The sequence below is a fragment of the Sandaracinobacteroides sp. A072 genome (assembly GCF_052616365.1).
Genome location: NZ_JBQXGU010000001.1, coordinates 96139 through 122883, shown reverse-complemented (window position 1 = coordinate 122883; position 26745 = coordinate 96139). Strand labels below are relative to the sequence as shown.

26 protein-coding genes are annotated in these 26745 nt (G+C 67.6%); 7 read left to right on the top strand and 19 right to left on the bottom strand.

What is annotated here, in order from left to right:
- Positions 1–101 precede the first annotated feature (101 nt).
- Positions 102–893 carry an SDR family oxidoreductase gene (locus ACUJ46_RS00590; protein ID WP_445388517.1) on the top strand — a complete coding sequence of 264 codons (792 nt, stop codon included), beginning with the start codon at positions 102–104 and terminating at the stop codon, positions 891–893.
- Positions 890–2311 carry an MFS transporter gene (locus ACUJ46_RS00585; protein WP_445388516.1) on the top strand — a complete coding sequence of 474 codons (1422 nt, stop codon included), beginning with the start codon at positions 890–892 and terminating at the stop codon, positions 2309–2311. Before ACUJ46_RS00590 ends, ACUJ46_RS00585 begins: the two co-directional genes overlap by 4 nt.
- Here ACUJ46_RS00585 and ACUJ46_RS00580 read toward each other — a convergent pair.
- Entirely contained in the window at positions 2295–3356 is a 1062-nt protein-coding gene (locus ACUJ46_RS00580) for a DUF7065 domain-containing protein (RefSeq protein WP_445388515.1), read from the bottom strand. The two genes, ACUJ46_RS00585 and ACUJ46_RS00580, sit on opposite strands and share 17 nt — an antisense overlap.
- Before the next feature lie 136 nt (positions 3357–3492).
- Between ACUJ46_RS00580 and ACUJ46_RS00575 the strand changes: the two genes are divergently transcribed.
- Complete coding sequence (locus tag ACUJ46_RS00575) at positions 3493–3903, top strand: Zn-ribbon domain-containing OB-fold protein (RefSeq protein WP_445388514.1); 411 nt, start codon at positions 3493–3495, stop codon at positions 3901–3903.
- Positions 3900–5072, top strand: coding sequence for a thiolase C-terminal domain-containing protein (locus ACUJ46_RS00570; protein WP_445388513.1), 1173 nt, complete (start codon positions 3900–3902; stop codon positions 5070–5072). Before ACUJ46_RS00575 ends, ACUJ46_RS00570 begins: the two co-directional genes overlap by 4 nt.
- Before the next feature lie 4 nt (positions 5073–5076).
- Here the strand turns inward: ACUJ46_RS00570 and ACUJ46_RS00565 are convergent, their stop codons facing one another.
- The 11 genes from ACUJ46_RS00565 to ACUJ46_RS00515 all read right to left on the bottom strand — a co-directional run bounded on the left by ACUJ46_RS00565 (position 5077) and on the right by ACUJ46_RS00515 (position 17111).
- Positions 5077–6468: an amidohydrolase family protein gene (locus tag ACUJ46_RS00565; RefSeq protein WP_445388512.1), complete on the bottom strand. Its 1392-nt coding sequence runs from the start codon at positions 6466–6468 to the stop codon at positions 5077–5079.
- A complete protein-coding gene (locus ACUJ46_RS00560; RefSeq protein ID WP_445388511.1) occupies positions 6456–7388 on the bottom strand; it encodes a CoA transferase in 933 nt (310 codons plus the stop codon). The genes ACUJ46_RS00565 and ACUJ46_RS00560 overlap by 13 nt, the downstream gene beginning before the upstream one ends.
- Positions 7385–8389, bottom strand: a complete 1005-nt coding sequence (locus tag ACUJ46_RS00555; protein WP_445388510.1) for an enoyl-CoA hydratase/isomerase family protein — start codon at positions 8387–8389, stop codon at positions 7385–7387. Before ACUJ46_RS00555 ends, ACUJ46_RS00560 begins: the two co-directional genes overlap by 4 nt.
- Before the next feature lie 29 nt (positions 8390–8418).
- Positions 8419–9648, bottom strand: coding sequence for a CaiB/BaiF CoA transferase family protein (locus tag ACUJ46_RS00550; protein ID WP_445388509.1), 1230 nt, complete (start codon positions 9646–9648; stop codon positions 8419–8421).
- Positions 9649–9660: 12 nt separating this feature from the next.
- Positions 9661–11136, bottom strand: a complete 1476-nt coding sequence (locus ACUJ46_RS00545) for an aldehyde dehydrogenase family protein (RefSeq protein ID WP_445388508.1) — start codon at positions 11134–11136, stop codon at positions 9661–9663.
- Positions 11114–12400 carry a cytochrome P450 gene (locus ACUJ46_RS00540; RefSeq protein ID WP_445388507.1) on the bottom strand — a complete coding sequence of 429 codons (1287 nt, stop codon included), beginning with the start codon at positions 12398–12400 and terminating at the stop codon, positions 11114–11116. Before ACUJ46_RS00540 ends, ACUJ46_RS00545 begins: the two co-directional genes overlap by 23 nt.
- Before the next feature lie 5 nt (positions 12401–12405).
- The gene (locus ACUJ46_RS00535) at positions 12406–13719 is read right to left on the bottom strand and encodes an amidohydrolase family protein (RefSeq protein WP_445388506.1); all 1314 of its coding nucleotides are present in this window, start codon (positions 13717–13719) and stop codon (positions 12406–12408) included.
- 233 nt (positions 13720–13952) lie between these two features.
- The gene (locus tag ACUJ46_RS00530; RefSeq protein WP_445388505.1) at positions 13953–14741 is read right to left on the bottom strand and encodes a FadR/GntR family transcriptional regulator; all 789 of its coding nucleotides are present in this window, start codon (positions 14739–14741) and stop codon (positions 13953–13955) included.
- A gap of 90 nt (positions 14742–14831) precedes the next feature.
- Positions 14832–15692 carry an SDR family NAD(P)-dependent oxidoreductase gene (locus tag ACUJ46_RS00525; protein ID WP_445388504.1) on the bottom strand — a complete coding sequence of 287 codons (861 nt, stop codon included), beginning with the start codon at positions 15690–15692 and terminating at the stop codon, positions 14832–14834.
- Positions 15685–16233: an SDR family oxidoreductase gene (locus ACUJ46_RS00520; protein WP_445388503.1), complete on the bottom strand. Its 549-nt coding sequence runs from the start codon at positions 16231–16233 to the stop codon at positions 15685–15687. The genes ACUJ46_RS00525 and ACUJ46_RS00520 overlap by 8 nt, the downstream gene beginning before the upstream one ends.
- The gene (locus tag ACUJ46_RS00515; RefSeq protein WP_445388502.1) at positions 16230–17111 is read right to left on the bottom strand and encodes an SDR family NAD(P)-dependent oxidoreductase; all 882 of its coding nucleotides are present in this window, start codon (positions 17109–17111) and stop codon (positions 16230–16232) included. The genes ACUJ46_RS00520 and ACUJ46_RS00515 overlap by 4 nt, the downstream gene beginning before the upstream one ends.
- Positions 17112–17226: 115 nt before the next feature.
- Between ACUJ46_RS00515 and ACUJ46_RS00510 the strand changes: the two genes are divergently transcribed.
- Both ACUJ46_RS00510 and ACUJ46_RS00505 read left to right on the top strand, forming a co-directional pair.
- Positions 17227–18120: an SMP-30/gluconolactonase/LRE family protein gene (locus ACUJ46_RS00510; RefSeq protein WP_445388501.1), complete on the top strand. Its 894-nt coding sequence runs from the start codon at positions 17227–17229 to the stop codon at positions 18118–18120.
- Entirely contained in the window at positions 18113–18571 is a 459-nt protein-coding gene (locus ACUJ46_RS00505) for a nuclear transport factor 2 family protein (protein WP_445388500.1), read from the top strand. Before ACUJ46_RS00510 ends, ACUJ46_RS00505 begins: the two co-directional genes overlap by 8 nt.
- A gap of 7 nt (positions 18572–18578) precedes the next feature.
- Here ACUJ46_RS00505 and ACUJ46_RS00500 read toward each other — a convergent pair whose 3' ends face one another.
- The 5 genes from ACUJ46_RS00500 to ACUJ46_RS00480 form a co-directional block, all read right to left on the bottom strand.
- Positions 18579–19508, bottom strand: a complete 930-nt coding sequence (locus ACUJ46_RS00500; protein WP_445388499.1) for an NAD(P)H-dependent flavin oxidoreductase — start codon at positions 19506–19508, stop codon at positions 18579–18581.
- A 65-nt stretch (positions 19509–19573) separates the two neighbouring features.
- Positions 19574–21070: a class I adenylate-forming enzyme family protein gene (locus ACUJ46_RS00495; protein WP_445388498.1), complete on the bottom strand. Its 1497-nt coding sequence runs from the start codon at positions 21068–21070 to the stop codon at positions 19574–19576.
- Between the two features lie 9 nt (positions 21071–21079).
- On the bottom strand, positions 21080–21367 hold the full coding sequence (locus ACUJ46_RS00490; RefSeq protein ID WP_445388497.1) for a hypothetical protein: 288 nt from the start codon (positions 21365–21367) through the stop codon (positions 21080–21082).
- A 25-nt stretch (positions 21368–21392) separates the two neighbouring features.
- A complete protein-coding gene (locus tag ACUJ46_RS00485) occupies positions 21393–22400 on the bottom strand; it encodes an acyl-CoA dehydrogenase family protein (RefSeq protein ID WP_445388496.1) in 1008 nt (335 codons plus the stop codon).
- A 2-nt stretch (positions 22401–22402) separates the two neighbouring features.
- The gene (locus ACUJ46_RS00480; RefSeq protein ID WP_445388495.1) at positions 22403–23623 is read right to left on the bottom strand and encodes an acyl-CoA dehydrogenase family protein; all 1221 of its coding nucleotides are present in this window, start codon (positions 23621–23623) and stop codon (positions 22403–22405) included.
- Positions 23624–23716: 93 nt separating this feature from the next.
- Here ACUJ46_RS00480 and ACUJ46_RS00475 point away from each other — a divergent pair, with 93 nt between their 5' ends.
- The gene (locus tag ACUJ46_RS00475; protein ID WP_445388494.1) at positions 23717–24541 is read left to right on the top strand and encodes a thioesterase family protein; all 825 of its coding nucleotides are present in this window, start codon (positions 23717–23719) and stop codon (positions 24539–24541) included.
- An 85-nt stretch (positions 24542–24626) separates the two neighbouring features.
- Here the strand turns inward: ACUJ46_RS00475 and ACUJ46_RS00470 are convergent, their stop codons facing one another.
- Both ACUJ46_RS00470 and ACUJ46_RS00465 read right to left on the bottom strand, forming a co-directional pair.
- Positions 24627–25415 (bottom strand): enoyl-CoA hydratase-related protein, encoded by a 789-nt coding sequence (locus ACUJ46_RS00470; RefSeq protein ID WP_445388493.1) that lies wholly within the window; start codon positions 25413–25415, stop codon positions 24627–24629.
- 6 nt (positions 25416–25421) lie between these two features.
- Positions 25422–26708: an FAS1-like dehydratase domain-containing protein gene (locus tag ACUJ46_RS00465; RefSeq protein ID WP_445388492.1), complete on the bottom strand. Its 1287-nt coding sequence runs from the start codon at positions 26706–26708 to the stop codon at positions 25422–25424.
- Between the last annotated feature and the right edge of the window lie 37 nt (positions 26709–26745).

Below are 26745 nucleotides of genomic sequence, written 5' to 3'. Positions count from 1 at the left end.
CTTGCCCCTTTCGACCAATGCTTGCATGAGTGCAAGAAACTGACATAGCGTCAATAGCAGAGAGAGGCGCGGTCCGGGGCCGCCACCGGGAGAGGGATTGCATGGAACAGCTTGCAGGCAGGGTCGCCCTTGTCAGTGGCGCGTCAAAGGGCATGGGACGGCACTTCGTATCGGCCCTCGTGCGCGCCGGCATGCGGGTGGCGGCGCTGGCAAGGCCATCGGCCGAACTTGATACGCTGGCGGCCGAACATGGCGAAGCCGTGCTGGCGATCGGCTGCGATGTTTCCTCCCCCGATGCGGTGAATGCCGCCGTCACGCAGGCGGCGGCCCGTTTCGGCCGGATCGACGTGCTGGTGAACAATGCCGCCATCTTCCAGCCCTTTGCCTTCGAACATGGCAGCGACGCCATCATCCGCCGCCATGTGGATGTGAACATCCTGGGCGTTTCATGGCTGACGCGGGCGGCGATCCCGCACCTCCGGAAATCGCAGGGGCAGGTGATCAGCATCACCAGCGAAAGCGTGCGCATGCCCTTCCCGATGCTTGCCCTTTATGCCGCCACCAAGGCCGCGGTGGAGACGCTGTCGGCGGGCCTGCGCGACGAACTGCGCGAAGACGGAATCCGCGTCGGAATCCTGCGCTCCGGCTCCGTATCGGGGGGCAGCGGCAGCGCCGAATGGCCAGCCGAAGCGCGGGACGCCTTCTTCCGCAAGATCGTCGAGACCGGCCATGCCGCCATGAGCGGAACCCCGGCAACGCCGGCCTCCATGGCCGAGGCGCTTGTCGCCATGCTGTCCTTGCCGCGCGACGTGAGCATCGACCTCGTCGAGGTGCGCGCGTCCCGTTCGGGTGTGCCCGAAGGCGCACGCACCATTGCGGGGAACAGCCGTTGAGCAGCAGCGCAGGCGCCACGCGCCCCATGCCCTGGGCGCTGCTGGCAGCCCTGTGGGTCGCCGAAATGACCAGTTCCTTCGAAAGCGCGATGATCCTCGCCGCGCTCAAGGTGCTGATCGCGCAGTTCGGGGATGCGGCCTCGGTGGGCTGGCTGGTCACGGCCTTTCTCATCGTCGGCGCAGCGGCCTCCGCCGTGGTCGGCCGCCTGGGGGACATTTACGGGCGGCAGCGGGTTCTGCTGATCGTGCTGGTGATCGGCGGCCTCGGCTCGCTGCTGAGCGCGGCGACATCCCGCTACGAACTGGTGCTTGCCGGTCGCATCCTGCAGGGCGTCACCGCCACCATATTGCCGCTGTGCATCGGCCTTGTGCGCGAAAATCTGCCGGAAGACCGGGTGCCGGCCGGAATCGGCCTGATGATTTCCGGCGCCTCCATCGGCACGGCGGCCGGGCTGATCGCGGGCGGCCTCATCGTCGACAATTTCAGCTGGCCCGGCATCTTCCTCGCCAGCGCCTCGCTCTGCCTCATTTCCTTCATCCTCGTGCGCTGGCTGGTGCCGGCCTCGCGCGCACAACCGGGCTCCGCCCCGGTGGACTGGCTTTCGGGCATCGTGTTCGCGCCTGGCGTCACGCTCATCCTTCTCTACATGACAGGCGGCAAGGCATGGGGCTGGGCAAGCCCTGCCGCGCTGGCGCTGCTGGCGGGCGGCATAGTGCTGTGCCTGTGGTGGTGGCGCCGGGCGCTAGCCAGCGCCAACCCGCTGATCGATGTGCGCACCCTGCTGAACCGGCCGATCGCCGTGGTCTCCATCGCCAGCGCGCTCGTCGCCATGGGCACGCTGCAGATCGCGGTCTTCTTTTCGCTGCTCATGCAGGCCCCTGCCTGGACCATCGCCGGCCTCGGCCTCACTGCCACGGCTGCCGGGCTGGTGAAGCTGCCCTCGAACCTCACCTCGGTCCTGGCCGGGCCGCTCAGCGGCTGGCTGACAGGGCGTGGCGGCGGGCGCTTCGCCATGATCATGGGCGGTGTCGTCACCATGGCCGGCTGGGCGATGGTGCTGGTCGATGCCAGCACGGTCACCATCGTCATCGTCGAGCTGATCGTGATTTCCTTCGGCACGACGATGCTGTTCGCCGTTGCGCCCACGATCATCGCGGCATCCGCTCCGCCGGAACGCACCAGCGAGGTCATCGGCATGCTGGGGGTCATCCGCGCCCTGTTCATGGGCGTCGGCTCGCAGGTCGTGACGACGGTGCTGGCGATGGACAGCCTCACCCGCGCGGGGGAAAGCTATCCATCGCCCTTCGCCTACCAGATGGCCGTCGTCACGATCCTTGTCCTGACTGCGGGCGCCACGGCCGTGGCCTTCGCCCTACCGGGGCGGGCACCCGGAAGGAGCGTCACTTCCAGGCCTTGAGGGCGTGCAGCATGCGCTGGAAGTGGCGGGGATGCCAGATGTCCTGGTCCTCGCCCCAGCCGATCTTGCCGTCATAGTCCCAGCGCATCAGCTGGTTGGTGCCATAGCCGGCTTCGCTCATGCGGCTTACGGCGAAGCCCTCGGCGGCCATCTCGCGGCCCAGTTGGTCCACAAGTTCCACCTGCATGTGGCTGCACCAGCCGGTTTCGGGGTTGCGGAAGGCGCGCATGCGGCTCTTCTTGCCGTCGATGCTGCCATAGACGCCATCGCGCAGCAGGTAGCCGCCGTTCATCGGGCTCCAGCCGTCGGCGGTTCCTTCCTGCGAGCGCACGAAGCCCAGGAAGCCGCTTTCGCCATCGGCATGGCCGAAGATGTACTGGATGCGCCCGCGGCCGCGCTCGCGCTCGATCTCGCGCCAGCGGGCGCCGCCCGGCTCGCGCACGCGGTCGAGATCGGTGGCATAGCTCTGCTTGCGGCTCTGGGCATAAGGCCCGCCGCGCGGGCCCCAGGTGCGGTCGCGCACGCTCCAGCAATCAAGGCGGATATCCTCGCCATTGAGGCGCATGCGCCCTTCCACCTTGCCCAGCTGGTCATAGTGGGGCGTGTTGATGAAGGGCGGCTCGCCCGGCTCGAAGCGGCGCGGCGGATGCGCGCCGGTGAAGATGAAATCCAGTGCGAAGTCGCGCTCCGGATCCGCATAGGCCAGGTGATATTTCATCCCCGGCTCCAGCATCTTCAGGCTGTAGCCGCCATTGGGGTAGGTGATGTCGCGCAGGTCCGGATTGTCCGGCATCGGCGCTTCTTCCACCTTCTTGTAATAGGCCATGCGGGCCGGGTCATAGCCATGCCTGTCCCACACGAAGATCCGCCAGGTGACGGTCTTGCGATTTGGGTAATAGGGGGTGTGGATCCAGCCGCCGATACCGCGTTCCGGCACGTTCCAGGACCACCAGTTCGTCTCGGTTTCATAAGGGTCGTCGGACAGCTGGTGATAGCAGTCATCCTCCGGCTTGAAGGCATAGGGGTCCTGATCGTGCGTCGCCATGTCTGTCCTCTTCCTGATTTTTCATCATGGTAAACCAGGTTATATATCTTTCAAGCAAGAACTGCTTGCTCCCGCCCAGCGGAATTGACATTATGTCAATAATGAGGCCCCTGCGGCCGTGTCGGAGATGCCGCCCTTGCAACCCCTGCCCGAACTGACCCCTGAGAACACCGCCTTCTGGACCGGTGGCGAGCGGGGCGAGCTGATGATCGCAATCTGCAATGCCTGCGCAAAAGCCATACACCCGCCCCAGCTTCTGTGCCCGGCCTGCCTCTCGCGGGATGTGGCCGCCCGCGCCATGCCGGGCACCGGCACGGTCTACAGCTTCACCGTGAACCACCAGCCCTGGACACCGGACATGCAGGTGCCCTTCGCGCTTGCCGTGGTGGACGTGGATGGCGCGGACGGCGTCCGCGTGACAGCCCCTGTCGACTGCCCCGACCCGGAAAGCCTGTGCATCGGCCAGCGCATGGCGATCGGCTTCACCCCGGCCGGGGACGTATGGCTGCCGCTGTGGCGCCCGCTTGCCGAAGGAAGCGCACGATGAGCATGGGCAAGGCCGCCATCACCGGCGTCGGCATGTCGGACATCGGGCGCAACACCGGCCGCCCGGCCATTCTGCACCTGGCCGAAGCCGCGGAACGCGCCCTGCGCTGCGCCGGGCTGAGCCGCGACGACATAGACGGAATCGCCACCTATCCGGGCAAGGCCGACAATACGCCCGGCATGTCCCCGCTTGGAACGGGCGAAGTGCGCAACGCCCTTGGCCTGAAGACTCGCTGGCACAGCGCCGTGCCCGATGGCCCGGCGCAGATGGCGCCGATCATGGTGGCGGCCATGGCGGTGATGACCGGCCAGGCCCGCCATGTGCTCTGCTTCCGCGCACTCACCGAAAGCTCGTCGCAGGATGCAACCCGGCGGGCCAGCATTTCCGGGGCCGGCAAGGCGCGCATGGGCGGCTGGCTCAGCTGGCTGGTGCCGGTGGGGGCGATGTCGGCTTCCAACTGGGCCGGCTGGATGGCGACGCGCTATTTCCACGAATTCGGCATGACACGTGAACATCTCGGCATGGTGGCAACGGGCCAGCGCCGCTTTGCCCAGCAGAACCCCACGGCGGTGATACGCAAGCCACTGGAGATGGACGATTATCTGGCCGCGCGCATGATTTCCACGCCGCTTGGCCTGTTCGACTGCGACATCCCCATAGACGGGGCTGCCGTCGTCATCGTCTCCGCGCCGGACGCCGCGCGCGACTGCCGCCTGCCGCCGCTCAGCATCGAGGCCATGGGTTCGGGCCTGCGCTCGCAGGAAACATGGGACCAGCGCGCCGACCTCACCACCATGGGCGCCCATGACGCCGGGGCCGATCTGTGGGCGCGCACGGATTTCAGGCCGGGCGATGTCGATGTGCTGGCGCTCTACGACGGCTTTTCCATCTTCGTGCCCCTGTGGCTGGAAGCGCTTGGCTTCTGTGGCCACGGCGAAGCCAAGGACTTCATCGCCGAAGGCAATATCGGGCCGGGCGGGCGCTTCCCCACCAACACCGGCGGCGGCCAGCTTTCGGGCGGGCGGCTGCACGGCTTCGGCCTGCTGCACGAAGCCTGCCTTCAGCTCTGGGGGCAGGCCGATGGCCGGCAGGTGGAAGACGCCAGAACCGCTGTCTGCGGCATGGGCGGCGGCTTCATCGCCGGGGCGATGCTTCTCAACCGCGCCTGAAGGATCAGCGCCCGAAGACTGGGCGGCCGCCGATGATGGTCGCCCGCACCCGGTCGGCGCAGGGGTCATCCAACACATCGTCAAGCGTGCCGTCCAGCAGGATGAGGTCGGCGGGCTGGCCCTTCTCGATCCTGCCGGCGCAATAGAGCCGCAACGCCGACAGTGCATCGAGCCGCTCGCCTTCACCCAGCAGCGCGCCGCCCGCTGTCCGCCGGTCGCGTGCGGCGCGGATGCCGCGCCACGGATCGACCGAGGCATAGGGCGCATCCGAACCGGCCGCGAGCGCAATGCCCGCCCGCGCGAGGCTGGCGGCGGGGTAGAGCGCGCCCCACTGTTCGGGCGGCACCGTGGCGCGATAGCGTTCGCCACGGTCATGGATGAAGGCGGGGTTGGTCACGACAGCCAGCCCGGCATCGGCAATCACCGGCACGAAGGCGGGCGGGATCATGCCGCCATGCTCGATCCTGTCGCCGCGCCGGGGGCCACCCGCCATGGCGAGCGCGGCAAGATAAAGCGCCAGTTCCGCTTCGGTCACGCAATGGGCGGCGACCGCCCGGCCAAGACGGCGCGCGGCCCCGATCCGCTCGGCCAGCTGTTCAAGCGCGGGCGGGTCGCGCTCGTCGATCAGCAGCTTCAGCGGCCCCAGGCTGTAGCCCGTGCCCGCCAGCAGCGCCTCGCTGCCCATCAGCACCAGCCGCTGCGGCATCGCGCCGGCCAGAATCGCCGCTTCGGCCGGCCCGTTGTGGGCCGTGGCGTCAGTGAGCGCGCATAGCCCCAGCCCCGCAAGCTCGGCGCCAAGCGCGGCCAGATCGGGCAGCGCCTGCGGCAGGGCTGCGCCCAGCCAGCGGTCCTCGCGCCAGAAGCGCCCCGTCGGGCACCCATCGGAATCGCGCTCCGCGCCGGGCGGCAGTGCCATGCCCGCAAGCTGCGCCAAGGCGGCGGAATTGAGCACCCTGAGCGCGCCGGTGCGATCCTGAAGCCGCAGTGGCCGGCCGGGCAGCCAGCGGTCGAGCGTGGCCGCATCCGGCAGGCCGGCAGCGCGTTCGTCATAATCGACCGCGCGCACCCATGGGCCGGGGGGCGCGGCCGCAAGTGCGGCGATGATGGCGCCTTCGTCCAGCAGCCCGGCAAGGCTGACAGACTGCCGCCGCGCCGCCAGCGCGAGGATATGCAGGTGATGATCGTGCAGGCCCGGCAGCAGCAGGCCGCCGCCGCCGTCCAGCTCGGGCGCGCCGCGCGGCAATCGCGGCCCGGCGGCGGCGATGCGCCCGCCCTCCAGCAGCACATCCATCGCCTTGCTGCCCTCCGGCAGCACATCCATCGCCTTGCTGCCCTCCGGCAGCAGATCGGCGGCCGCGCCGCCCCAGGGATGCACATTGCGGATCAGCAGGCGCATGCCAGTTCCCGCGCATAGGCAGCGGCAACCCGCGCCATCGCCATGTCGACAAGGCCGCGCCGCCCGGACAGAACCGTAAGCGCTGCTTCGAGCCCTGTGAGCGGATCGGCCAGCGCATCGCCCAGAAAGTGCGGCGCGCCATCATGCCAGCGCAGCAGGCCGCCGGCAGCCGCGCAATCATCCCCGAAACCAACCCGCCCGGCCCCGTCACCGCTGAAGCCATGCGCCGTGATCGCCACCCAGCCGAGATGCGGAAAGCGCGACGGCTCCAGCCCCAGCCGGGCAAGGGCGGCCGGCCGCGCGCTGGTGACGACCAGATCGGCCCGCGCAAGCTCTTCGGAAAGGGCCATCCGCCCCGCGCCTGTCCGCAGGTCGAGCGGCAGACATGCCTTTCCGGCGTTCAGAAAGGAATCGAGCCGGGGCGAGGATAGGGGCGTGGGATCGGGCCTGCCCAGGCTTTCGATCCGCACCACATGCGCGCCCGCCCGCGCCAGCAGCCCGGCGCACAACGGCCCGGCCCACAGGGCCGACAGGTCCACCACCCGGGCCGGAACCGCATGGCCGACCGGTTCGGCCAGCGGCTGCGGGCGGCTTTCCCCCACCAGCGCCACCGGCATCTGCAATTCCGCCGCCCTGTCGCGGAAGGCGGCCGCTCCGTCCGCCGCGACGACGCGCGCCAGATCGTCCATGCCCTCGCCGTCTCCGCCCGTCAGCACGGGCACGAGCGCCCGGTCTTCTTCCCGCGCAAGGTTGAGCGCCACCCAGCCATCGCGCGCCCGGAGCAGGTGGCAGGCGCCATTGGCCGAAACCCGCCCCGGCGGCTGCGCCGGGCCGGGCATGTCGCGCGCCAGAAGGGCCGAAGGCGACAGCCCCAGCCCGGCCAGACGCGCGGCCAGAAATTCGTGCAGGCGGGCGATCATGGCCGGATTTCGTGCAGCAGGCGCCACGCCAGCGCCGTCGGCGCGCCCAGCCGGAAACCGCCAAGCGCCAGCCACATCAGCCGGTGCCGCCCGATCGCCCGCGCAAGGCTTGCCGTGCCGCCAGCGCCGGGGATGAGGCCCATGGCCAGTTCGGGCAGCTGGATGATGGTGTCGGGCGCGCCGATCCGCCGTGCGGCAGCGGCCGGCACCTCGATGCCCGAACCGATGCACGCGCCATGCAGCATGACCGTCGCCCGCGCGCCCAGCCGGTGCAGCAGCCGCGCCGGGCTGCGCTGGCTGCGCACGGCATGGGCAAGCGCCAGATCGCGCGCCGTGCCGAATTCGGGCAGGTGACCGCCGGTCGAGAAGCATTTGCCCTCGGCGCACAGCAGCAGCGATGGCCGCGTGGGATCGTCGAGGACATTGGCAAGCGCCTCCCACAGGGCGTCGCGCATCGCTGCCGTCATGGCGTTGCGGTTGCCCGGCGAGGACAGGGTGAGCGTCACCCTGTCGCCGGCCCGCTCGTAGCGGACGGCCGGCGCGGCGCTGCCGGCGCCCGGCGCCACAGCGCGCGCGGCCAGCCGGCGGGCGAATTCCCCCCCGCCCAGCAGGGTCGAATAGGCGAGCGATTCGAGATCGAGCGCATCCTCAAAATCCAGCCGCGCGCCGATCCGCAGAACCCGCGCCAGCGTGGCGCTTGCAATGGGCGCCCGCGCCACCGTGGCGCGCACGGCAGCAAGCTGCGCATCGAGACGCGAAGCCGCGACACTGACCCAGGGGGCGGGCGCATCCGGGCATGTGGTGACAAAGGCGTCGAACCAGTCGGGGTCGAGCGGCGGAAGCGTGCCGGCACGATCCACCGCAACCGTCACCGCATGCGGCGGCGGTCCGGCGGGCAATGCCCCGGCGGGCGACGTGTTCGCATCATGCAGCAGCAGCGGCCTTTCCCCCAGGGGGGAAAAGGCCTCACCGCCCAGAACATCATGCCACCCGTCCGCCATGGCCCGGGGTCATCGGCCAATCGCGGGCGTCAGGCAATGGCCCCCTTGGCCTTCAGCGCCTCGATCCGGTCCCAGTCGAGGCCCAGTTCCATCAGGAACATCTCCGTATGCTCGGACGCCTCGGGCGCGCGGCTGTTGGAAACGGGCTGCCTGTTGAACTGCACCGGGTTCGAGACCAGCTTGATCGGCGGGCCGCCATCGGCGCTTTCCACTTCGAAGATCCAGCCATTGGCCTGCACCTGCTCGTCATTCTCGATGTCGGCCGGGGACTGATAGGCCGCCCACTGGCCCTTCATCGTCTTCAGCCGCTGCACCCAGTAGGAAAAGGGTTTCGCCGCAATCGCCTTCTTCACCTCGAGGAAGGCTTCGAGCGAATGTTCCCACAGGCTCTCGATGGTCGAGAAGCGCGGATCGTCGGCGCATCCGGGAATGTCGAGATGGGCGAAGGTGTCGGCAATCAGCGGGGCAGGCGACAGCACCGTCAGGTTGATGAAGCCGCCATCGCTGGTGCGGAACACGCCCATGAAGGGATTGGTGCCCACCACATTCTGGCCCGGCAGCGGGTTGGAAAAGGGGTTGGCCTTCAGCTCCATGCACACGTCGATGCTGCACGCCGTCGCCCAGATGCCCGAAGACAGGAGCGAGACATCAACCTCCGTCGCTTCGCCCGTGCGCTCGCGGTGGAAGAGGGCTGCGGCGATGCCCCCGGCGATGTTCATGCCGCCGATGGTGTCGCCATAGGCCGGCCCCGGCTGGGTCAGCGGCCCTTCCAGTTCCTTCGGCGTCACCAGCAGCGCCGAGCCGCCGCGCGCCCAATAGGCCGTGGAATCAAAGCCGCCCTTGTCGCGTTCCGGCCCCTTTTCCCCGAAGGCCGAACCACGGACATAGATGATGTCCGGGTTGACGGCGCGGATATGCTCCAGGTCGATCTTCAGCTTCTGCCGGGCGGATGGCAGATAGTTGGTCAGGAAGACATCGCAGGTCTTTGCGATCTCGTAGATCAGCGCCTGGCCCTCGGGCGTCGAGATGTCGATGCCGACGCTGCGCTTGCCGCGATTGGGGTGCTGCATCAGCGATGAGCGCTGCGGGTTGATGGCAAGCCGCTGCAATTCCTTGATGCCGCGCTGCGCATCGCCGCGCACCGGGTGCTCGATCTTGATCACATCGGCGCCCCAGTCGGTCAGCACCGCGCCGGCGGCCGGCACGAAGGTGAATTGCGCAACTTCGAGCATGCGCACGCCCTTCATCACATGGGTCATGCCATTTCTCCCTCAAGCTGCATGGAAACTGATCACCTTCTGGTAGGTGAATTCATTGAGGCCTTCCTCGCCATATTCGCGGCCATAGCCCGAACGCTTGATGCCGCCGAAGGGCGCATCCGAAAGCATGGTGCCGGCCCCGCCATTGATGGCGACGCCGCCGGTGCGGATGCGCAAGGCCATTTCATAGGCCCGCCCCGCATCGGCCGACCAGATGGCGCCCGAAAGGCCGAAATCGCTGGCATTGGCCAGCGCGATCGCTTCCTCGTCGTCGTCATAGCCAATCACCGCGCCAATGGGGCCGAACACCTCTTCCTGCGCCAGCCGGCTGTCGTTGCGGACATCGTCGAACAGCGTCGGCTTGTAATAGAAGCCGCGGTCCAGGCCTTCGGGCCGGCGACCGCCCGCCACCAGCCGCGCGCCTTCACCCTGTGCGATGGCGACATACTCTTCCGTCCGCCGGCGGGCCGCCTCGCGAATCAGCGGCCCATAGCCGACCGACGGATCGGCCGGGTTGCCGATCTTCACATGCGCCAGCATGGCGCGCAGCGCCTCGACGAACTGCGGACGGATGGAATTATGGACCAGCATGCGGGTGGTGAGCGCACAGCCCTGGCCGCAATGGGTGGTGAAGCCGCCAAGGCCCGACATGGCGGCCGCCTGCAGATCGGCATCGGGGCGGACGATCAGCGCCGACTTGCCGCCCAGTTCCATCACGATGCGCTTGAGCGTCGGCGCACCCTGCGCCTGGATCATCGCGCCCACCTTGTCGGAACCGGTGAAGTGGACGAGATCGACGCGCGGGTCGCTGGTGAGCAACTGCCCGGCTTCCACATCCCCGGTGACGATGGAGAATATGCCCTTGGGCAGGCCCGCTTCATCGGCGATTTCGCCCAGGATCAGCGCCTCCATGGGGGTGTAGGGCGACGGTTTCAGCACCACGGTGCAGCCAGCCAGAAGCGCCGGCACCACCTTGCCGATATTCAGGAAGAAGGGGAAATTATAGGGCGAGATTGCCGCCACCACGCCCACCGGCTCGCGGACGACGACGCCGGTGCCCAATGTCTTGCCGCCCCGGGCATTGGGCGTCAGCTCGACAGGCAGCGGCGTGACAGCCGGGCGGGCGGCAAGCTCCACCGTGCGGCGGGCATGCTTCATCGGAATGCCATATTGCAGGAAATCCGCCAGCATCCGGGTTGCCCCGGCTTCGGCGACGATCATGTCGATGATTTCGGCGCGGCGCGCCTCGACCGCATCGAGGAAGCGGGTCATCGCCGCCTGCCGCACGGCCATGGGCAGATGCGGCCAGTCGCCCTTGTCGAAGGCGTGGCGGGCGGCGGCGATGGCCGCTTCCACCTGCGCCGCGCTGCCCACCGGGGCTTCGATCAGAAGGCTTTCGTCGGCCGGGTTGATCACCGCCTCGCGGGTGGCGGCGGGGTGCCATTCACCGCCGATGTAGATGCAGTCAGGATGCTTCAGGAAGGCCATGCACGGCTCCTCGGTTGGTGGCGGGAACGTCCCAGACGATGGGCAGGTTGCGGATGGAAAGCAGGCCCGGCGTCACATGCGTATCGGCCCCCGGCTTTACGCGGAAGGTCGGCACACGCTTCAGGAATTCATCGAGCAGGATGCGCAGTTCCCGCCGGGCGAGATGGGCGCCAAGGCACAGGTGAACGCCGCCGACGAAGGTGTAGTGCCGGTTGGCCTGCCGCGCCGGATCGAAGGTGCGCGGATCGCGGAACTGGGCGGGATCGAAATTGCCCGCACTGTTGAGGCAGGTGATGTAGTCGCCGGCCTTCAGGGTCACGCCATCCCAGTCCAGATCCTTCTTCACCAGCCGGAAGGAATTGACCAGCGGCTGGGTGCGGAGGAATTCCTCCACCGCGCTGTTCACCAGATCCGGTTCGTCGCGCAGGCGCTGCTGCAGAGCCTGATCGAGCGCCATGCGGCGGAACATCTGGCTGATGGTGGAGGCCACCGTGTCCAGCCCGCCCAGCCACAGGAACCAGGTCATGCCCATGATCTCGTCTTCGGTCAGCGGCGTGCCGTCGATGCTGCCATTGGCGATGTAGCTGCCCAGCCTGTCATCGGGGTTCGCCTGCTTTTCGGCAACGAAGCCACGCAGATAGGCGATGACCTGGCGCACCGCATCGGCCATGCGGCCATGGTCGCGCGAGTGCAGGATTTCATATTCCCAAGCGAGGAACTGCTCGAACATGGAAAAGGGCAGGCCCATCAGGTCGAGGAAGACCCGGACCGGGAAGATCCGGCCGAAATCAAAGGCAATGTCCACTTCGCCCTTGCCAGCGAAGCCCTCGATCATCCCGACGGCCATGGCGCGGATCTGCGGCTCCATGCGGTTGAGCGAGGCCGGGGTGAAATGGCTGTTCAGGAAGCGGCGGTAGCGACCATGGTCGGGCGGGTCGACGCCCAGAGGGATCGAGGGGAATGTCTCCCCCGCCAGTGCCTGGAACTGCGCCACGCCCTCGGTCGAGAAATGCGCATTGTCCTCATAGACGCGGCGGATGTCCTCATAGTGGGAGACGCACCAGGTGCCGCATGTCTTGTCGCTGAAGGGATAGGGGCTGAACAGCAGGCGCGGGACACCGGGCGCGCGCAGCGCATCGGTTTCGGCATAGGGGTCCAGCCGGTCATTGGGCACATGGCCCATGGCGAAGCGGATGTCGACGACCCGGTCGGCCGGCACATGCGCGGGGGCGGGCACGTCGACCCGCCATTCTTCCATCCCCATGATCGTCAGGCCGACGCGAACATTTTCTGGATGTCACCCGACGTCACCGGCCGGCGCGCCTTGCCGATCGCGTCCATGCTGTCGACCTTCAGCCCGCCGAGGTTGTGGCGGGGCGACACGTCCACATGCTTCCCGAGCTCGCGCAGGTGGCCGACGGTGCAGTTTTCCCGCCCGCCGTTCAGCGCGAAGGCGTCGAAGCTGTATTCGCGCATCGCGTTCAGGTGGGTGATCTTGTCGATCGTCCCGCGCTCCAGCCCGTTCACCGATGCCCACAGATATTCCGGCACATTGGGCCAGACCGTATCGGAATGCGGATAATCGCATTCATAGGCGATCATGTCGGTGTTCATGTAGTCGAGGTTCTTCACCCCGAACTGGTCGTCGATAAAGCAGCAGATGATGTGCCGCTTGAACACGTCGGACGGGCGTTCGCCGCCAAAATCGCTGAACGTCCATTCGTGATGATGTTCATAGGTGAAGTCGGCGCGTTCGAGGAAATAGGGCACCCAGCCGATGCCGCCTTCCGAAAGCGCCATGCGCAGCTTCGGGTAGCGCTTCCAGAAGCTGGCGAAGGTCCAGTCGGCGGCCGAATTGGCGATGGAGATCGGCATGGCCGTGATCCAGGCGTCGATCGGGCTTTCATCCGACGGATGAAGCGCCCTGGCGCCGGTGCCGATGTGGCAGTTGATGACCATTCCGTAATCGGAACAGGCCTTCCAGAAGGGCTCCCAATAGTCATTGTGGATGCTGGGCAGGCCGATGTTGGCCGGATTGTCGGAGAAGGACACGGCATGAACGCCAAGGTCGCTCATCCGCTTCATTTCCTTCAGCGTCGCGTCCATGTCCCACGCCGGCACGAGGCACATGGGAATGAAGCGGCCGGGTGCCGCCGCGCACCATTCCAGCACATGCCAGTCGTTCCAGGCGCGGCAGGCGGCCAGCGCTTCTTCCGGATCCTTCTGCGCCATGCCCACGAAGACGCCACCGGCAAAGCCGGGCATGGTGGGGAAGTTGAGCGAGGCGAGAAGCCCGTTGGCGTTCATGTCATCGACCCGCTTCAGCGGATCATGGGTGCCCTCGCGCAGCTGGGAAAAGGCGCTTGGCTCCATGCCATATTCGCTGCGGGGCCGGCCGACGACGGCGTTGAGGCCGATGGTCGGGATGCGCGCGCCGTTCCACAGCCAGACATCCTTGCCATTGTCGTCGATGATGCGGGGCGCGCGATCCTTCCGGCCTTCGGGATAGTGACGGATGAACGCCTCGGGCGGCTCGATCGCGTGATCGTCCACGCTGATGATGACCATGTCTTCCATCCGCATCGCCTGTCTCCCGCCTGGCCGCTCCCTCGCGGCGCATAATTGATGAAGTGTCAATTTATACGCACAGGACAGGCGCGGCAATCCCCGAATGGCGGTTGTGAGCGGAATTGATGATCAGGACCGGAAAAGCGGCACAGGATGGCAGGCACAGGCGTGCGGCTGCGGACTGCGGACCGCAGTGCAGCGGTCGCAGGTGGGCTTTTCGGACGGGTGGAAAACGGTGAGGAGGCGGCTCAGTCGTCGAGCGAATCGACGATTCGCGCGCCCTCGCCTTCGCTGGTCCAGGTGGTGTTTGCGTTCCTGAGGTGCAGGCGCCAGTGCGCGACGGCTTCCTCCACCTGCCCGCCTTCAATCAGGTTCACCAGCTTGCGGTAGGATTTCAGGCCCACGCGGTGGCTCTTCTGCCGCGATTCCTCGCTGCGGGTGTAGCGGCGCTGGAATTGCCGCTGATGCTTGCTGGCAAGATTGTGCAGCATGCGGCTGAAGAAGGTGATGGTCTTCAGGCCCGTCGCCGCCACGAGGGTCTGGTGGAAAACCTCGACCAGTTCGATGAACTCGTCGTGGCGGCGCTCGTCCAGCAACTGCTCCATCTCGGCCAGAAGCGCGTGCAGCGCCTTCATGCCGGGGCCGCCCCTGTCAGTCGCCAGCCAGCGCACGACACTCGGCTCGATGGCGAGCCTTGCCTGATAGAGATCGGCGATGGTGGTGCCCTGCGATTCCAGCACATAGCCTGCATAGCGGGACACCAGGTCGACCGAGGGCTTGTGGACCTTGGCGCCGGTGCGCGAACCGCGCACCACGCTGATCAGGCCCTCGGCTTCAAGAATGCGGAAGGCTTCGCGCAGGGTGGGCCGCGAAATGCCGAGGCTCTCCATCAGCTGCCCCTCGGGCGGCAGCGTGTCCCCCTCGTTCAGTTCGCCGCGCACGATCTGGGAGCGGATCTTGTCGGCCACGATCTCGCTCGTCTTGGGAACGTGGATGCGCGGTACGGCGGAACCATGATCATCCTTGCCAAGCAACATCACGCACTCCTGAACTTGCAGCTTTCCGACACGGCAGACGTCAGCCGGCACACTTCCCATAGCCATTGTTGATGTTGATGGCCAAGGGGTTCATCCGCCGAAAGAAAGTCCTTCGTTGAGGGTCCAGCGGCCATTGCGCCCGCGCACCCAGCCGCCAGCCGCCGCCGTGCCGCCATCGACCGGCAGGGTGATTCCGGTAATGTAGCCGGCCTGCGACGAGCATAGGAAAACGGCCGCATCGCCGCATTCGCTGTCCACCCCTTCGCGGCCCAGCGGCACGAGGCGGTTCATGGCGTCGATCTCGGCCGGATCGCGCTGGCGCCATTGCGCGGGATCGACCGGACCGGCGCGGTTTCCCTGGTTGCCGGGCGTCACCGTATGATCGGGCGCAAGGCAGTTCACCCGGATGCCATGGCCCGAAAGTTCGAGCGCCATGGATTTGGTGAAGCTGACCATGCCGGCCTTGCAGGCGCCATAGACGGCGAAATTGGGCGCGGCCCGGCTTGCCTCTATAGAGGCCACATTCAGGATCGCCCCGCCACGGCCGCCGCGGATCATGACCAGGGCGGCCGCATGGGTGGCAGCCAGCATCGAGACGAGGTTGATGTCGATGTGCCGCCGCCAGCTTCGCTCGGACTGTTCGAGGAAGGGCCGGCCGGAAACACCACCCACATTGTTCACGAGAATGTCGATGCGCCCGAACGCCCTGTCCGTCGCGGCGATGGCGGCGCGAAGGGCGTCGGTCTCCATGGCGTCGCCGGGCAGGGCCAGCGCCCGCCGCCCGCGTTCGCGCACCCGTGCGGAGGCTTCCTCCACCCGCTCGGGGAAGATGTCGAACAGGGCAATGTCTGCCCCTGCTTCGGCGAGTGAAAGCGCGATGGCGCGGCCGATACCACCGCCGGCGCCCGTCACGAAGGCGACCTGCCCGTCGAGGATGCCCGGCTCAGCCATCGGACAGCCCGATCCCCATGACGGCGCCCGTCACATAGGCTGCATAGTCGCTCAGCAGATATGCCACGAGATTGCCAAGCGCCGGCACGCTTTCGACCGATCCGCTTTCGACCGTCAATATGGCATTCACCCTGTGGCCGTCGCGCGCCCACTCGACGCCCAGCGTCTTGGTCAGATTGCCCAGCCCGCCGGCGGCGGCGGCATGGTCGCTGCCCAGCGCCTGCTCCGGCGCGCCGACGAACAGGATCGCGCCGAAACGACCCGCCGCGCGGTTCTCCTCAACAAAATCGCGGGCCAGAAGAAAGCGCTGGTCAAGCCCGGAATCGAGGGTCGCGCGCCATTCGGCGTGGGTCAGTTCATGCGCCGGCTTCACTGGCGGCGGCGGCGCCACATGCACAAGGCAATCAGCCGGCCCGCTATCCACCAGCCTTGCGCCCCGCGCGCGCAGGGCATCGGCGATCGCGGGCGCTTCGCCCACCATCCGCACGGCCTTGCCATCGAGCCAGCCCATCGCCACCCTGCCCATCTCCACCCTGCTCATCGCCACCCCCACGGGCCTTCGGCCCGTTCGCGTGGCGGCACGAAATCGGGCATCATCAGCCAGTGGCGCAGACTTTCCCCGCCATCCTGCAGGATCACCTGCCCGGTCAGCCCGTCCATCATCGGCGTGCAGGTCATGGCGGACAGCCAGCCGAACTCGTGGATGTCGCCCGTGCGGCCGGCCGGAATCATGTTCTGCAGCGGCTCGATCCCGCCTTCGCGGCGGCCGGCGGTTGCGGTTTCATGCGGGAAGAAACCAGCGGCGATCGCGTTCACGCGGATGCCATGGGGCGCCCAGTCGCGCGCCATCCTCTTCGTCATGGTCGCCTGCGCCGTCTTGGCGGCGGCGGAATGGGCGTCGCCTGGAAAGCCGGTCCAGATATATTGCGCCGAATTGTTGACGATTGCGCCGCCCTCACCGCGCGCGATCAGCCGGCGCGCGAACGCCGCCGAGCAGAGGAAGGTGCCATCGATGGCGATTCGGGTCACCGCATTCCAGGCATTTGCGGATATGCTCTCGGCCAGCGCCTGGAAATTCGCGCCGGCATTGTTGGCAAGAAGCGTCACCGGCCCCAGCACCCGCTCGGCCTCGTCGAAGGCGGCTTCCACCTGATCCGGGTGGCGCACATCGCAGCTGATGGCGTGGGCCTCAGCACCGAGCGCCATGACCTTCTCGACCCCAGCCTGCGCACGCTCGAGCGTGCGGCCGGCAATCGCCACCCGCGCGCCCCCTTGCGCAAAGGCCATGGCCATGGCGAGGCCCATGCCCGAACCGCCTCCCGTCACGAGAACGGTGCGCCCTGCGAAGATGTCCCGGGGATAGGGCGGCGCATCGAAGGCGGGCGGCCTGACGACGCGATGATGGGCAGGAACCGGCATGCAAAACATCTTGCGGAGGGGCTGCAAGCGGGTCAAGACTTAATTAACCAGGTTATATAGCAGGACTGGTCATGGCCGGGGGGAGAACGGCTTGGGAAAGAGCATGGGAGGGAGCATGATGAAAGGCGTGGAATCGGGTGTGACGATAGTGGCCGAGGGTCTGGCCTTCCCCGAAGGCCCGGTGGTGATGGCCGATGGCTCGGTCATTGTCGTGGAACTTGCCGGCGGGCGGATAACCCGCTGCTGGAATGGCCGCACCGAAACCGTCTGCGCCATCGGCGGCGGGCCGAATGGCGCCGCCATCGGCCCCGACGGCGCACTTTACGTGTGCAATGGCGGCGGCCTCGACACGGCGAAGCTGCAGAATGCGCGCGGCCCCGGCCACGAGGGCCGGATCGAGCGCGTGGACCTCTCGACCGGCCGCTTCGAGCGCCTTCACGACAGCTGCGACGGAATCCCGCTGGAAGCCCCGAACGATCTCGTCTTCGATGCCGACGGCCGCATCTGGTTCACCGACCTCGGCAAATATCATGATGGAATCCGCACGGCGAGCGGCCTGTTCACCTGCCTGCCGGATGGCAGTTCGATCAGCGCGATCAACCGACACGCCATGTCCTGCAACGGTGTCGGCCTCTCCCCCGACGGGGATACGATCTATGTCGCCGACACCCATCAGGCGCGCCTCTACCGCTACCGCCGCGCGGTCGCCGAGCAGCGGCCGGACTGGGTGGCGACCGCCCCCGGCCCGGTCGGCTTCGACAGCCTTGCCGTCACCGCATCGGGCAATGTGTGCGTCGCCACGCTCTACCGGGGCGGGATCACCACGGTGACGCCCGCGGGCGAGACAGGCTTCCGACCCTTCGACGCCCCCTTCGATGACCCCTATGTCACCAACATCGCCTTCGGCGGGCCGGACATGCAGGACGCTTACATCACCCTTTCGACCAAAGGGCTTCTGGTGAAGAGCCGCTGGGACGAACCGGGCCTCAGGCTGTATTTCAATGGCTGACCCGGCCGCCGCGCGCGACGCCATCCGCAACTTGCTGGCGCGCTACACCTACAATGGCGATCGCGGCCGCATCGAAGCGCTTGCCGCCTGCTTCGCGCCGGACGGCGTGCTGGAATTCCCCGGCAACCGGGCGGTTGGCCCGGATGCGATCCTGTCTGCGCTGACCGGCGGCACCCCCGGCCCCGGCCCGCGGCCCGGCTTCGTGCGCCACCACATCACCAATCCGCTCATCACGCTGGACGGCGATGCCGCAACCGCACGCAGCTATTTCACCGTCTTCACCGATATCGGGCCGGACCATGCCGGCACCTACACCGACCGGCTGGTGCGCACGGGCGATGCCGGCCTTGGCGAAACGTCAGGCTGGCGCTTCGCCCACCGGCTGGTGCGGATCGACTGGCAATCGCAAGCCTCGCTCTTCCGCCCGATGGCGACCCGCCGGCCAGGCTGAGGGGGCATCAGCCCCAGCCGGCGCCGATCTCCGCAAGGCGGCGGCGCCAGCCATCACCGGGTATCAGGGCCGCGAAGTCCCGCGACAGGCCTGACACCAGCGCCGTGACCGGCTGGCAATCGCCGATCAGGCCGACGCTCTGCCCGGCGCTGTAAATGTCCCTCCAGGGCACGACGCCTTCGGGCATGGGGATTCGGTGGTCCGGCAGCGCAGCCGGGTCGAGGCCGGCTGCCTCGACGGACTGGCGGATCCAGTTGGCGGGCACGCCGTTCATCGCCGCCGAGCGGACGATCGCGTCCATGCCGGCCGCCTCGATCATGGTGCGGTGCGCCTCGGCAACGCCGCTTTCGGGTGTCGCGATGAAGCGGGTACCCATGCAGGCGATATCACCGCCGAGAGCCAGCGCGCCGGCAATGCCATGCGCATCGGCAATGCCCCCGGCCACGATCAATAGCCCGTCCCAGATGCGGCGGACAGCGGGGACGAAGCTCATGGGCGTGAGGTTGCCGGTGTGCCCGCCCGCGCCGGCGCAGGTCAGCATCAGGCCATCGACGCCGGCCGCGATCGCCTTTTCGGCGTGGCGCATGGTTGTCACGTCCTGGATGATGCGGCCGCCCCAGCCATGGACGACCTCGACAAGGCGCGAGGGGTCGCCGATGCTCGACAGCACCAGCGGCACGCGGTGCGCGGCCAGCAGTTCCAGCTTTTCCGCGCCAGCCGGCTCGGTGGCGATCCGCGACGGCAGGTTCACGATGGCCGGCGCGCGCCTTGGCGTGGACAGGGCGTCGAGATAGGCGCGAAAGGCAGGCATATCCGTGTAGGTGCCGCCCTGCCAGCCGCCGATGACCCCGGCCTCGCAGCATGCCTTTGCAAGCGGCACCGACGAGGCAAGGCTCATCGGCGCGCACATCAGGGGCAGTTCCAGCCTGTCGAACATCGCGGATATCTCCCCTGACCTCTGTCCGGACATCTTCCCGGCCGGGCTGTTGCGGGATCGCGCCCTCAGGCGGCCAGCATCGCCTTTACCGCGCGGCGCAGCAGCTTGCCCATCTCGTTATAGGGAAGGGTTGCGGCATAGATGATCCTGTCCGGCACGCGGCTGGACCGCAGGCGGCTTCGGATCAGTTCCTTCAGCTCGTCCTCGCCGGGCCGCTCGAAGCCGCCGCGCACCACCACGGCAATGCCCACGGCCTCGCCCCATTCGAGCGACGGCACGGCAACGGCGGCGGCATCCGCGATTGCCGGGTGGGTCAGGAGAACATCCTCGATCTCGCCGGGCGAGATATTCTCGCCGCCGCGCACGATGACATCATCGGCCCGGCCTGAAAGGAAGAGATAGCCCTCGGAATCGAGATAGCCGGCGTCGCGCGTGGGGAACCAGCCCTCGGCGTCGAGGGCGCTGCGCTCGCGATACTGGCCGGAAACCTGATCGCCGCGCACATAGATCTCGCCCGCCTCGCCGACAGGAAGCACCCGGCCCGCCTCGTCGCGGATTTCCAGCTCGATCGTCGGCAATGGCTTGCCGACAGACGCCAGACGAGCCTGTTCGGCGGGATTGGCCGAGGCATGGGCCCGGCGGTGATCCTCAGGCCCCAGAAGCGCGATGGTCGAGCTGGTTTCGGTAAGGCCATAGGCATTGGTGAAGCCCGTGTCCGGGAACAGCTCCAGCGCCCGGCGGATCAGTTCGAGCGGCATCTTGCCGCCGCCATAGGCAATGGCCTTCAGCGAGGCGACATCGGCCTGCACGCCCTTGTCCATCGCGTGGATGATGCGGCCCAGCATGGTCGGCACGACAAAGGCGTTGCTGACTTTCTCGGCGTCCACCAGCTTCAGCCAGTCCTCCGGCGCGAAGGCAGGCAGCAGGACGATCCGCCGCTGGGCATAGATGGACGACGCGAGCGCCGCGATTCCGGCGATGTGATAGGGCGGCACCGACACCAGCGTCGCCTCGCATTCGTCGGCGCAGGCGAAATCCACCGTGCCGAGGATATAGGACACGAGGTTGGAATGGTTGAGGATCGCCGCCTTGGGCGCGGCGGTCGTGCCGCTGGTGAACAGCTGGATGGCGACGCCCTCGCCGGAGTCATATTCGCAGTCGCCGCAGGGCACGGCCTCGATCGCGGCGAGGGTGAATTCCGAGCGCGGATAAAGCGTGTGCCCGCCATCCGGGGACAGGCGCTGCGCCCGTTCGGAATCGCCCACCAGAAGCGCCGGGGCGATGCGGCCGAGCAGGGCGCCGAGATCGGCATCGGCGAGGCGGTAGTTGAGCGGGCAGTAGGGCACGCCCGCCAGCGCCGCGCCGAACAGCGCAATGACGGCCGCCTCGCTCGATTCATCGAGCAGCGCGACATGGGTGGCGCCGCTGGCGCGGATCAGTTCGCAGGCGCCGCGGGCGGCCTGGTCCAACTCGCCATAGGTCCAGCGCTTGCCGTCGCAGACGATACCGACACGATCCGGCGCGGCCTGCGCCGCCATTTCGAGAAGCAGGGCGATGTTCATGGCGCGCGATCAGTCCGATGCGGGAAGCGGCTTGGCTTCCTTCAGCTGCAGCGCCACGCCATCGAGGGCGAGCGTGCCCTTGCCCGGCTTCACGCACAGCAGTTCGACGGTGCCGGCCGCATCGACATAGCGCTTGCCCATCACCGAGCCGGAATCGAGGCCAGCCGCCGGCACGCCATCGCCCGCCGCAGTCTCGGCCATGGGCTGGCCGCCGCATTCGATCTGCCCGCCGCCACAGCGGATGACGACCACTTCGGTCGTGCAGGCGGCACTTTTCAGTCGGGTTCCCGGTTTCATGCTCTTGCTCCCAATCTATCCTGATCTACCATCCGGCCAGCCCGGCCGCGCGGGCGCGATGGCTGGCCGGGCTGCCCAGCCAGGCGCGGTTGTGCACCGACCGGCGGAACCAGTAGTTCAGGCCATATTCCCATGTGTAGCCGATACCGCCATGCGCCGCGATGGCGGCACGGGTGGTGCGTGTAAAGACTTCGCACAGATGCGCCTTGGCCATGGCGGCAGCGCGCGGCGCATCCGGCAGGCCCGCATCCCAGGCATAGGCGGCATACCAGACAAGCGCGCGCGCCGGCTCCACATCAAGCGCCATGTGGGCAAGCTGGTGCTTCAGCCCCTGGAAGCGCCCGATGGGCTGCCCGAACTGTTCGCGTGTCTTCGCATAATCCACCGACAGGTCGGTGCAATGCTGCGCCCCGCCCAGCGAATCGGCAGCAACGAGCACGAGCGCCGCATCGCGCAGCTTCGCCGCCCAGGGATCATCGGCCGCGAACAGCGCATGCGAGCGGGCGGCGCTAAAGCGCACGCGGGAAACCGGGCGGCTGCGGTCGGTGGAGCGCAGCGGCGCGATGTCCACGCCCTCGCCCGCCTCGACCAGCCGCAGCCCGCCCTGCCCGTCATCGGCCAGGAACAGCTGCGCGCCGCGCGCGCAGGAAACGAGATCGCCATCCAGCGCCAGCGCCACGGGCCTGTCACCACTGGCGACAGCGGGCAGCAGCGCCCGGGCATCGGCATTGCCGGTCTTCGACAGGGCGATGGCGGCAATGATCTGGCCGATCAGCGGCCCGGGGGCGGCGGCCTCGCCCGCCACTTCGCACACAAGGGCTGCTTCCAGCAGGCCAAGCCCGGCGCCGCCCTCGGCTTCCGGCAGGGCAAGCCCGCCGACGCCAAGCGCCATCAGCGCCTGCCAGCTTTCCGGGTCATGGTCGGCCTCGCCATCGGCAAAACCGTGCAGGCGCTCCATGCCCCAGCAACCGGCCAGCGTGCCGCGCACCGCATCCTGGATCGCGACCTGCTCGGAAGAAAGATGGAAGCGCATGCTCAGTTCCCTCCGCGCGCATCGAGATCGAGGGCAAGGTCGCGCGGCAGGCCGAGGCCGCGTTCGCCGATGATGTTGCGCTGGATGTTGCTGGCGCCGCCGGCGATCGAATTGCCAAGGCTGCCCATGATCTGGTCGAGCCACTTGCTGGGGCCGCGCGGCCCGCGCGGGCCACGGCCGCCGGCGCCTTCCGGCTCGATCATGCCCTGTTCGCCGATCAGCTCCTGCGCCAGCAGGGCGATGTCATGGCCGATCTCGGTGACGAGCAGCTTCATCATCAGCTGCACCTGGCCGGGGTCTTCGCCGGCGGCGGCGCAGGAAAAAAGACGGAAGCTGGAATAGCGGTGCGACAGCACGCGCCCCTCGATCTCGGCGAGGCGGTCGCGCACCAACGGGTCGCCGATGCGCCCCATCTCGCGGGCAAGATCGACCAGCTTGGCGAAATGGCCGCCCAGGCTGTCGGCGCTACCGATGCTGGCGCGCTCATGCTTCAGCGTCGTGCGGCTGACCTGCCAGCCCTCGCCGCGCCCGCCCACCTGCCAGTCGACCGGGGTTTCGGCATTGTCGAAGAAGAATTCGCAGAAGGTGTGCGCGCCCTGCTCGCCCGTCATCTGGCGGATCGGCCGGCGGGTCACGCCGGGCTGGTCCAGATCGAGCAGCAGATAGGTGATGCCCGCATGCTTGGGCGCGTCCGGCTCGGTGCGGACCAGCATGAACATGTGCGTCGCCTGCATGCCCATGCTCGTCCAGATCTTCTGGCCGTTGATGATCCACTTCGCGCCGTCGGCCGACAGTTCGGCTTTCGTGCGCACGCTGGCGAGGTCGCTGCCGGAGCCGGGCTCGGAATAGCCCTGACCCCAGACATAGTCGCCCTCGATCGTCTTGCGGATGAACAGGTCGCGCTGGGCGTCGCTGCCCTTTTCCAGCAGCGTCGGCACGGTCATGGTCACGCCAAGGCCGGGCACTTCCATCGGCGCACGGACGCGGGCGAATTCCTCGCGGATCACCTGGGCGTGAATCACGTCGACCGGCTGTTCCGAGCCGCCATAGCGCCGGGGCACCGAGCGGTAGAGATAGCCCCGATCAGTCGCCGCGCGGCGGAAATCACGAACAAAGGCCCTGAGCGCGTCGCCACGGCGCTCTTCGGGGCGCCAGGCTTCGCCAAGGAAGGCGCGCACGTCCTTGCGGAAGCTTTCCGCCTCGGATCCGTAACTCAAGTCCATTGACAAAACCTCCCGGCCGAAGTGCTTGCACCCGCGAGGCCCTATGGCCTACTTGTATCACTAGGTCAAACATCTAGGGGGAGAAAAAAGCATATGACCGAAGCGCCGAACCAGCCGCCCGGACACCCGTGGCCCCCCCGTTATTACGAGCGCGCGGACGCGCTTTTCCTGCCCACCGGCCTTGCCCGCAGCCCATGGGACCCGAAGGCGATCGCCGGCGGCCCGGTGAGCGCCCTGCTGGCGACCGGCGCGGAAGACAGGGAACTCGACGACCATTTCGAAATCGCGCGCTTCCAGGTCGACATCTTCGGCAAGGTGCCGCACCAGCCGCTGCACATGATGCGCGAGGCGCTGCGCGACGGCCGGCAGACCAAGCTGCACCGGATCACGATGCTGGCCGATGGCAAGCCCGTGGCGCAGGCCCATGTGCTGCGCGTGCGGCGGCTGGAAACGCCCGTGTTCCCGGTGCCGCATGATTATCCGGCCCCGCATTCCGTGCCCGAACATGATGCGCCGCGCGGCGCGCGCATGGGCGGCGCCATCACCCTGCGCCGTGTGCTGGGCGGGCCGGGCATTCCGGGCCGCGGCATTTCCTGGCTTTCGACCGTGGGCGAAGTGGTCGGCGGGGAAACGCCCTCCAACTTCGTGAAGGCCTGCCTGTTCGCGGATTTCGGCAATGGCTTCGGCAATGCGACGGATGCCGGCCAATGGAGCTACGCCAATCTCGACATCACCATCCAGTTCCTGCGCATGCCTGTTGGCGACTGGTTCCTGCTGGATGCCGAAACGCACATGGCCGGCAATGGCCATGGCACGGCGCGCAACATCTTCGCCGACGAACAGGGCGTCTATGCACGCGGCTTCCAGACCATCTTCGTGGCGCCGGGCCATCTTTCGGTGCAGGTGCCGCCACGCTGAGCCGGCGGGCGCAGGCGCCCGATGCGATACGGGCCGGAGGGCGTTTCCAGCCCCCCGACCCGCGCGCAAGGTCAGGCAAATGGGCTCAGCCCTTGTTCCGGTTCGCCTCCCGCCAGATCATGGCGGTCGCCTGGGTGGACAGGGTCATGTTCAGCGTTTCCGCATCGAGGGCGGCCTCGAAGGCCCAGTCCTCGGCATTGTTCAGGTTCTGCTTCATGTAGCGATAGCCCATGCGCGGGCCATCGGCGAGGCGGTGCGCCGCCTTCAGCGTCTCGTCCCGCAGCTGCGCGTCATCGAACAGGCGGGTGTAGAGGCCCCTGGCGAAGGCTTCCTCGGCTGTCAGCTTTTCGCCCATCAGGAACAGCTCGCGCGCGACGCCGGTGCCCACGATGCGGGTCCAGAACCAGGTGGAGCCGAAATCTCCGCCGCCGCCGATCCGGTCGAAGGCGGTGAGGAAGCTGGCAGAGCGGCCGGCGAAGCGCAGGTCGCAAGCGCCCGCGATTCCGATTCCGGCGCCCGCCACGGGACCGTTCACCATGGCGATGGTGGGCTTGCCCATTTCATGCAGCAGGCGCGGCGTTTCCATGAAGGCGCGCAGCCGCGCATAGCCCTGCTCGGTGCGGCTGCCCGATTCGGTGTTGGCGACAGTCACGGACTTGTCCGCGTCTCCGGCCTTCAGGTCGCCCCCGGCGCAGAAGCCGCGCCCGGCGCCGGTGACCACCACGCAGCCGACGGATGCATCGCGCGCCGCATCGGCGCAGGCATCGGCCAGCGGCGCCATGATGGAGCCGACCAGCGCGTTCAGCCGGTCGGGCCTGTTGAGGGTGATGATCCTGACACCACCCTCGTTCTCGACAATCACTTCATCGGACATCTGCGATCATTCCCCGCCAAGTTCCCAGTGCCGGGCCATCATGCGTGCGGCCGTCTCGGCCAGATCGGCCGGCACTTCCGGGTAGAGCGGCAGCGGCCTTTCCTTGCCCGGCAGGGCGATGACGGCGGTTGCCCGCACCGATTCCTCGCCGCGCTGGTTGGTGAAGGACACCGCCACGTCGACCAGGTTCTGCCCGTTTTCGACGCGCTTGCCCACCACCTTGCCGGTGACGCGCTGGACATCGCCCATATAGTTGAACTTGCGGATCTCGTCATGGACATGGACGATGACGCCGTCGTCGCCGGCCCAGTCGTTCAGATACTGCCACAGATAGTTTTCGCGCATCACGCCATAGTCATAGGCCATGGGGTTGCCGATGGCCTGCGCCCAGACCGGATCCCAGTGCAGCCGCTGCGCGACATCGGGGATGCCATGCTCGTTCTTCACATAAAAGGCGGGGATGCGCTGGCGGTTCTTGTGCGCGCGGCGGTTGGACGTGGGCGCATAGGGGGTGAAACCATAGCCGCCGGCGTGGAAGCAGATCACGTCGGTCACGGTCAGCGGGCCCTTGGCCTGCAGGCCGAGGCTGTCGCCTTCCTTCACATCCTCGAACCAGCGCTTCTGCGGGCCCTGCACCGCCTCGTTGGCGTAGATGCTCTCGATCTCCTGCCATTCCGCGTCGGTGTAGGTGGCCGGCTCGATGGCGGAATATTTGCCCTTCTTGGCTGCCGTCTTGCGCTCGGTCAGCACGCGCAGCAGGTCATAGGTGGCGACCACCTCGGCGCGCTGGTTCACCTTCACGTTGCGGCTGGTGATGATCACCGATCGGCCGGCGAATTCCGACTTCTTCACCTCGCAGGTAAGGTCGCCGCCATAGCTGTAGATGGTGTCGCCCGGGCGCACGGGGCGGTAGAAGTTCCAGGTCGAGCCGGAGACGAAGACGTGGATGCCCTTGAACAGGCTCTTGCGCAGGGCCCTGACTTCATCGGGAACCGGGTCGCCCTTCATCGGCCTGTTGATCTGGCCGACCATCATGCCCGGCGCGATCACACCGCCCCAGCGCGTCCTGCGGGCATAGGCGGGGTCGCAGAACAGGGGGTTGTCGTCACCGCAGCCATAGGCCCAGTTGCGGATCGAATCCTCGGATGCCGTCTGGACATATTCGGCGGCCTTGCCTGGCTGCCAGTAGCCGATCAGCTTGCGCTGGCGCTCGATGTCGCTGTCCTGGATTTCATAGGCGACAGCCTTCTGCCACTCTTCGCTTTGCTTGATATCGTCTTTCGATGCAGCCACGGCACATGCTCCTTGATCCGAGTTGTATAACTAGGTA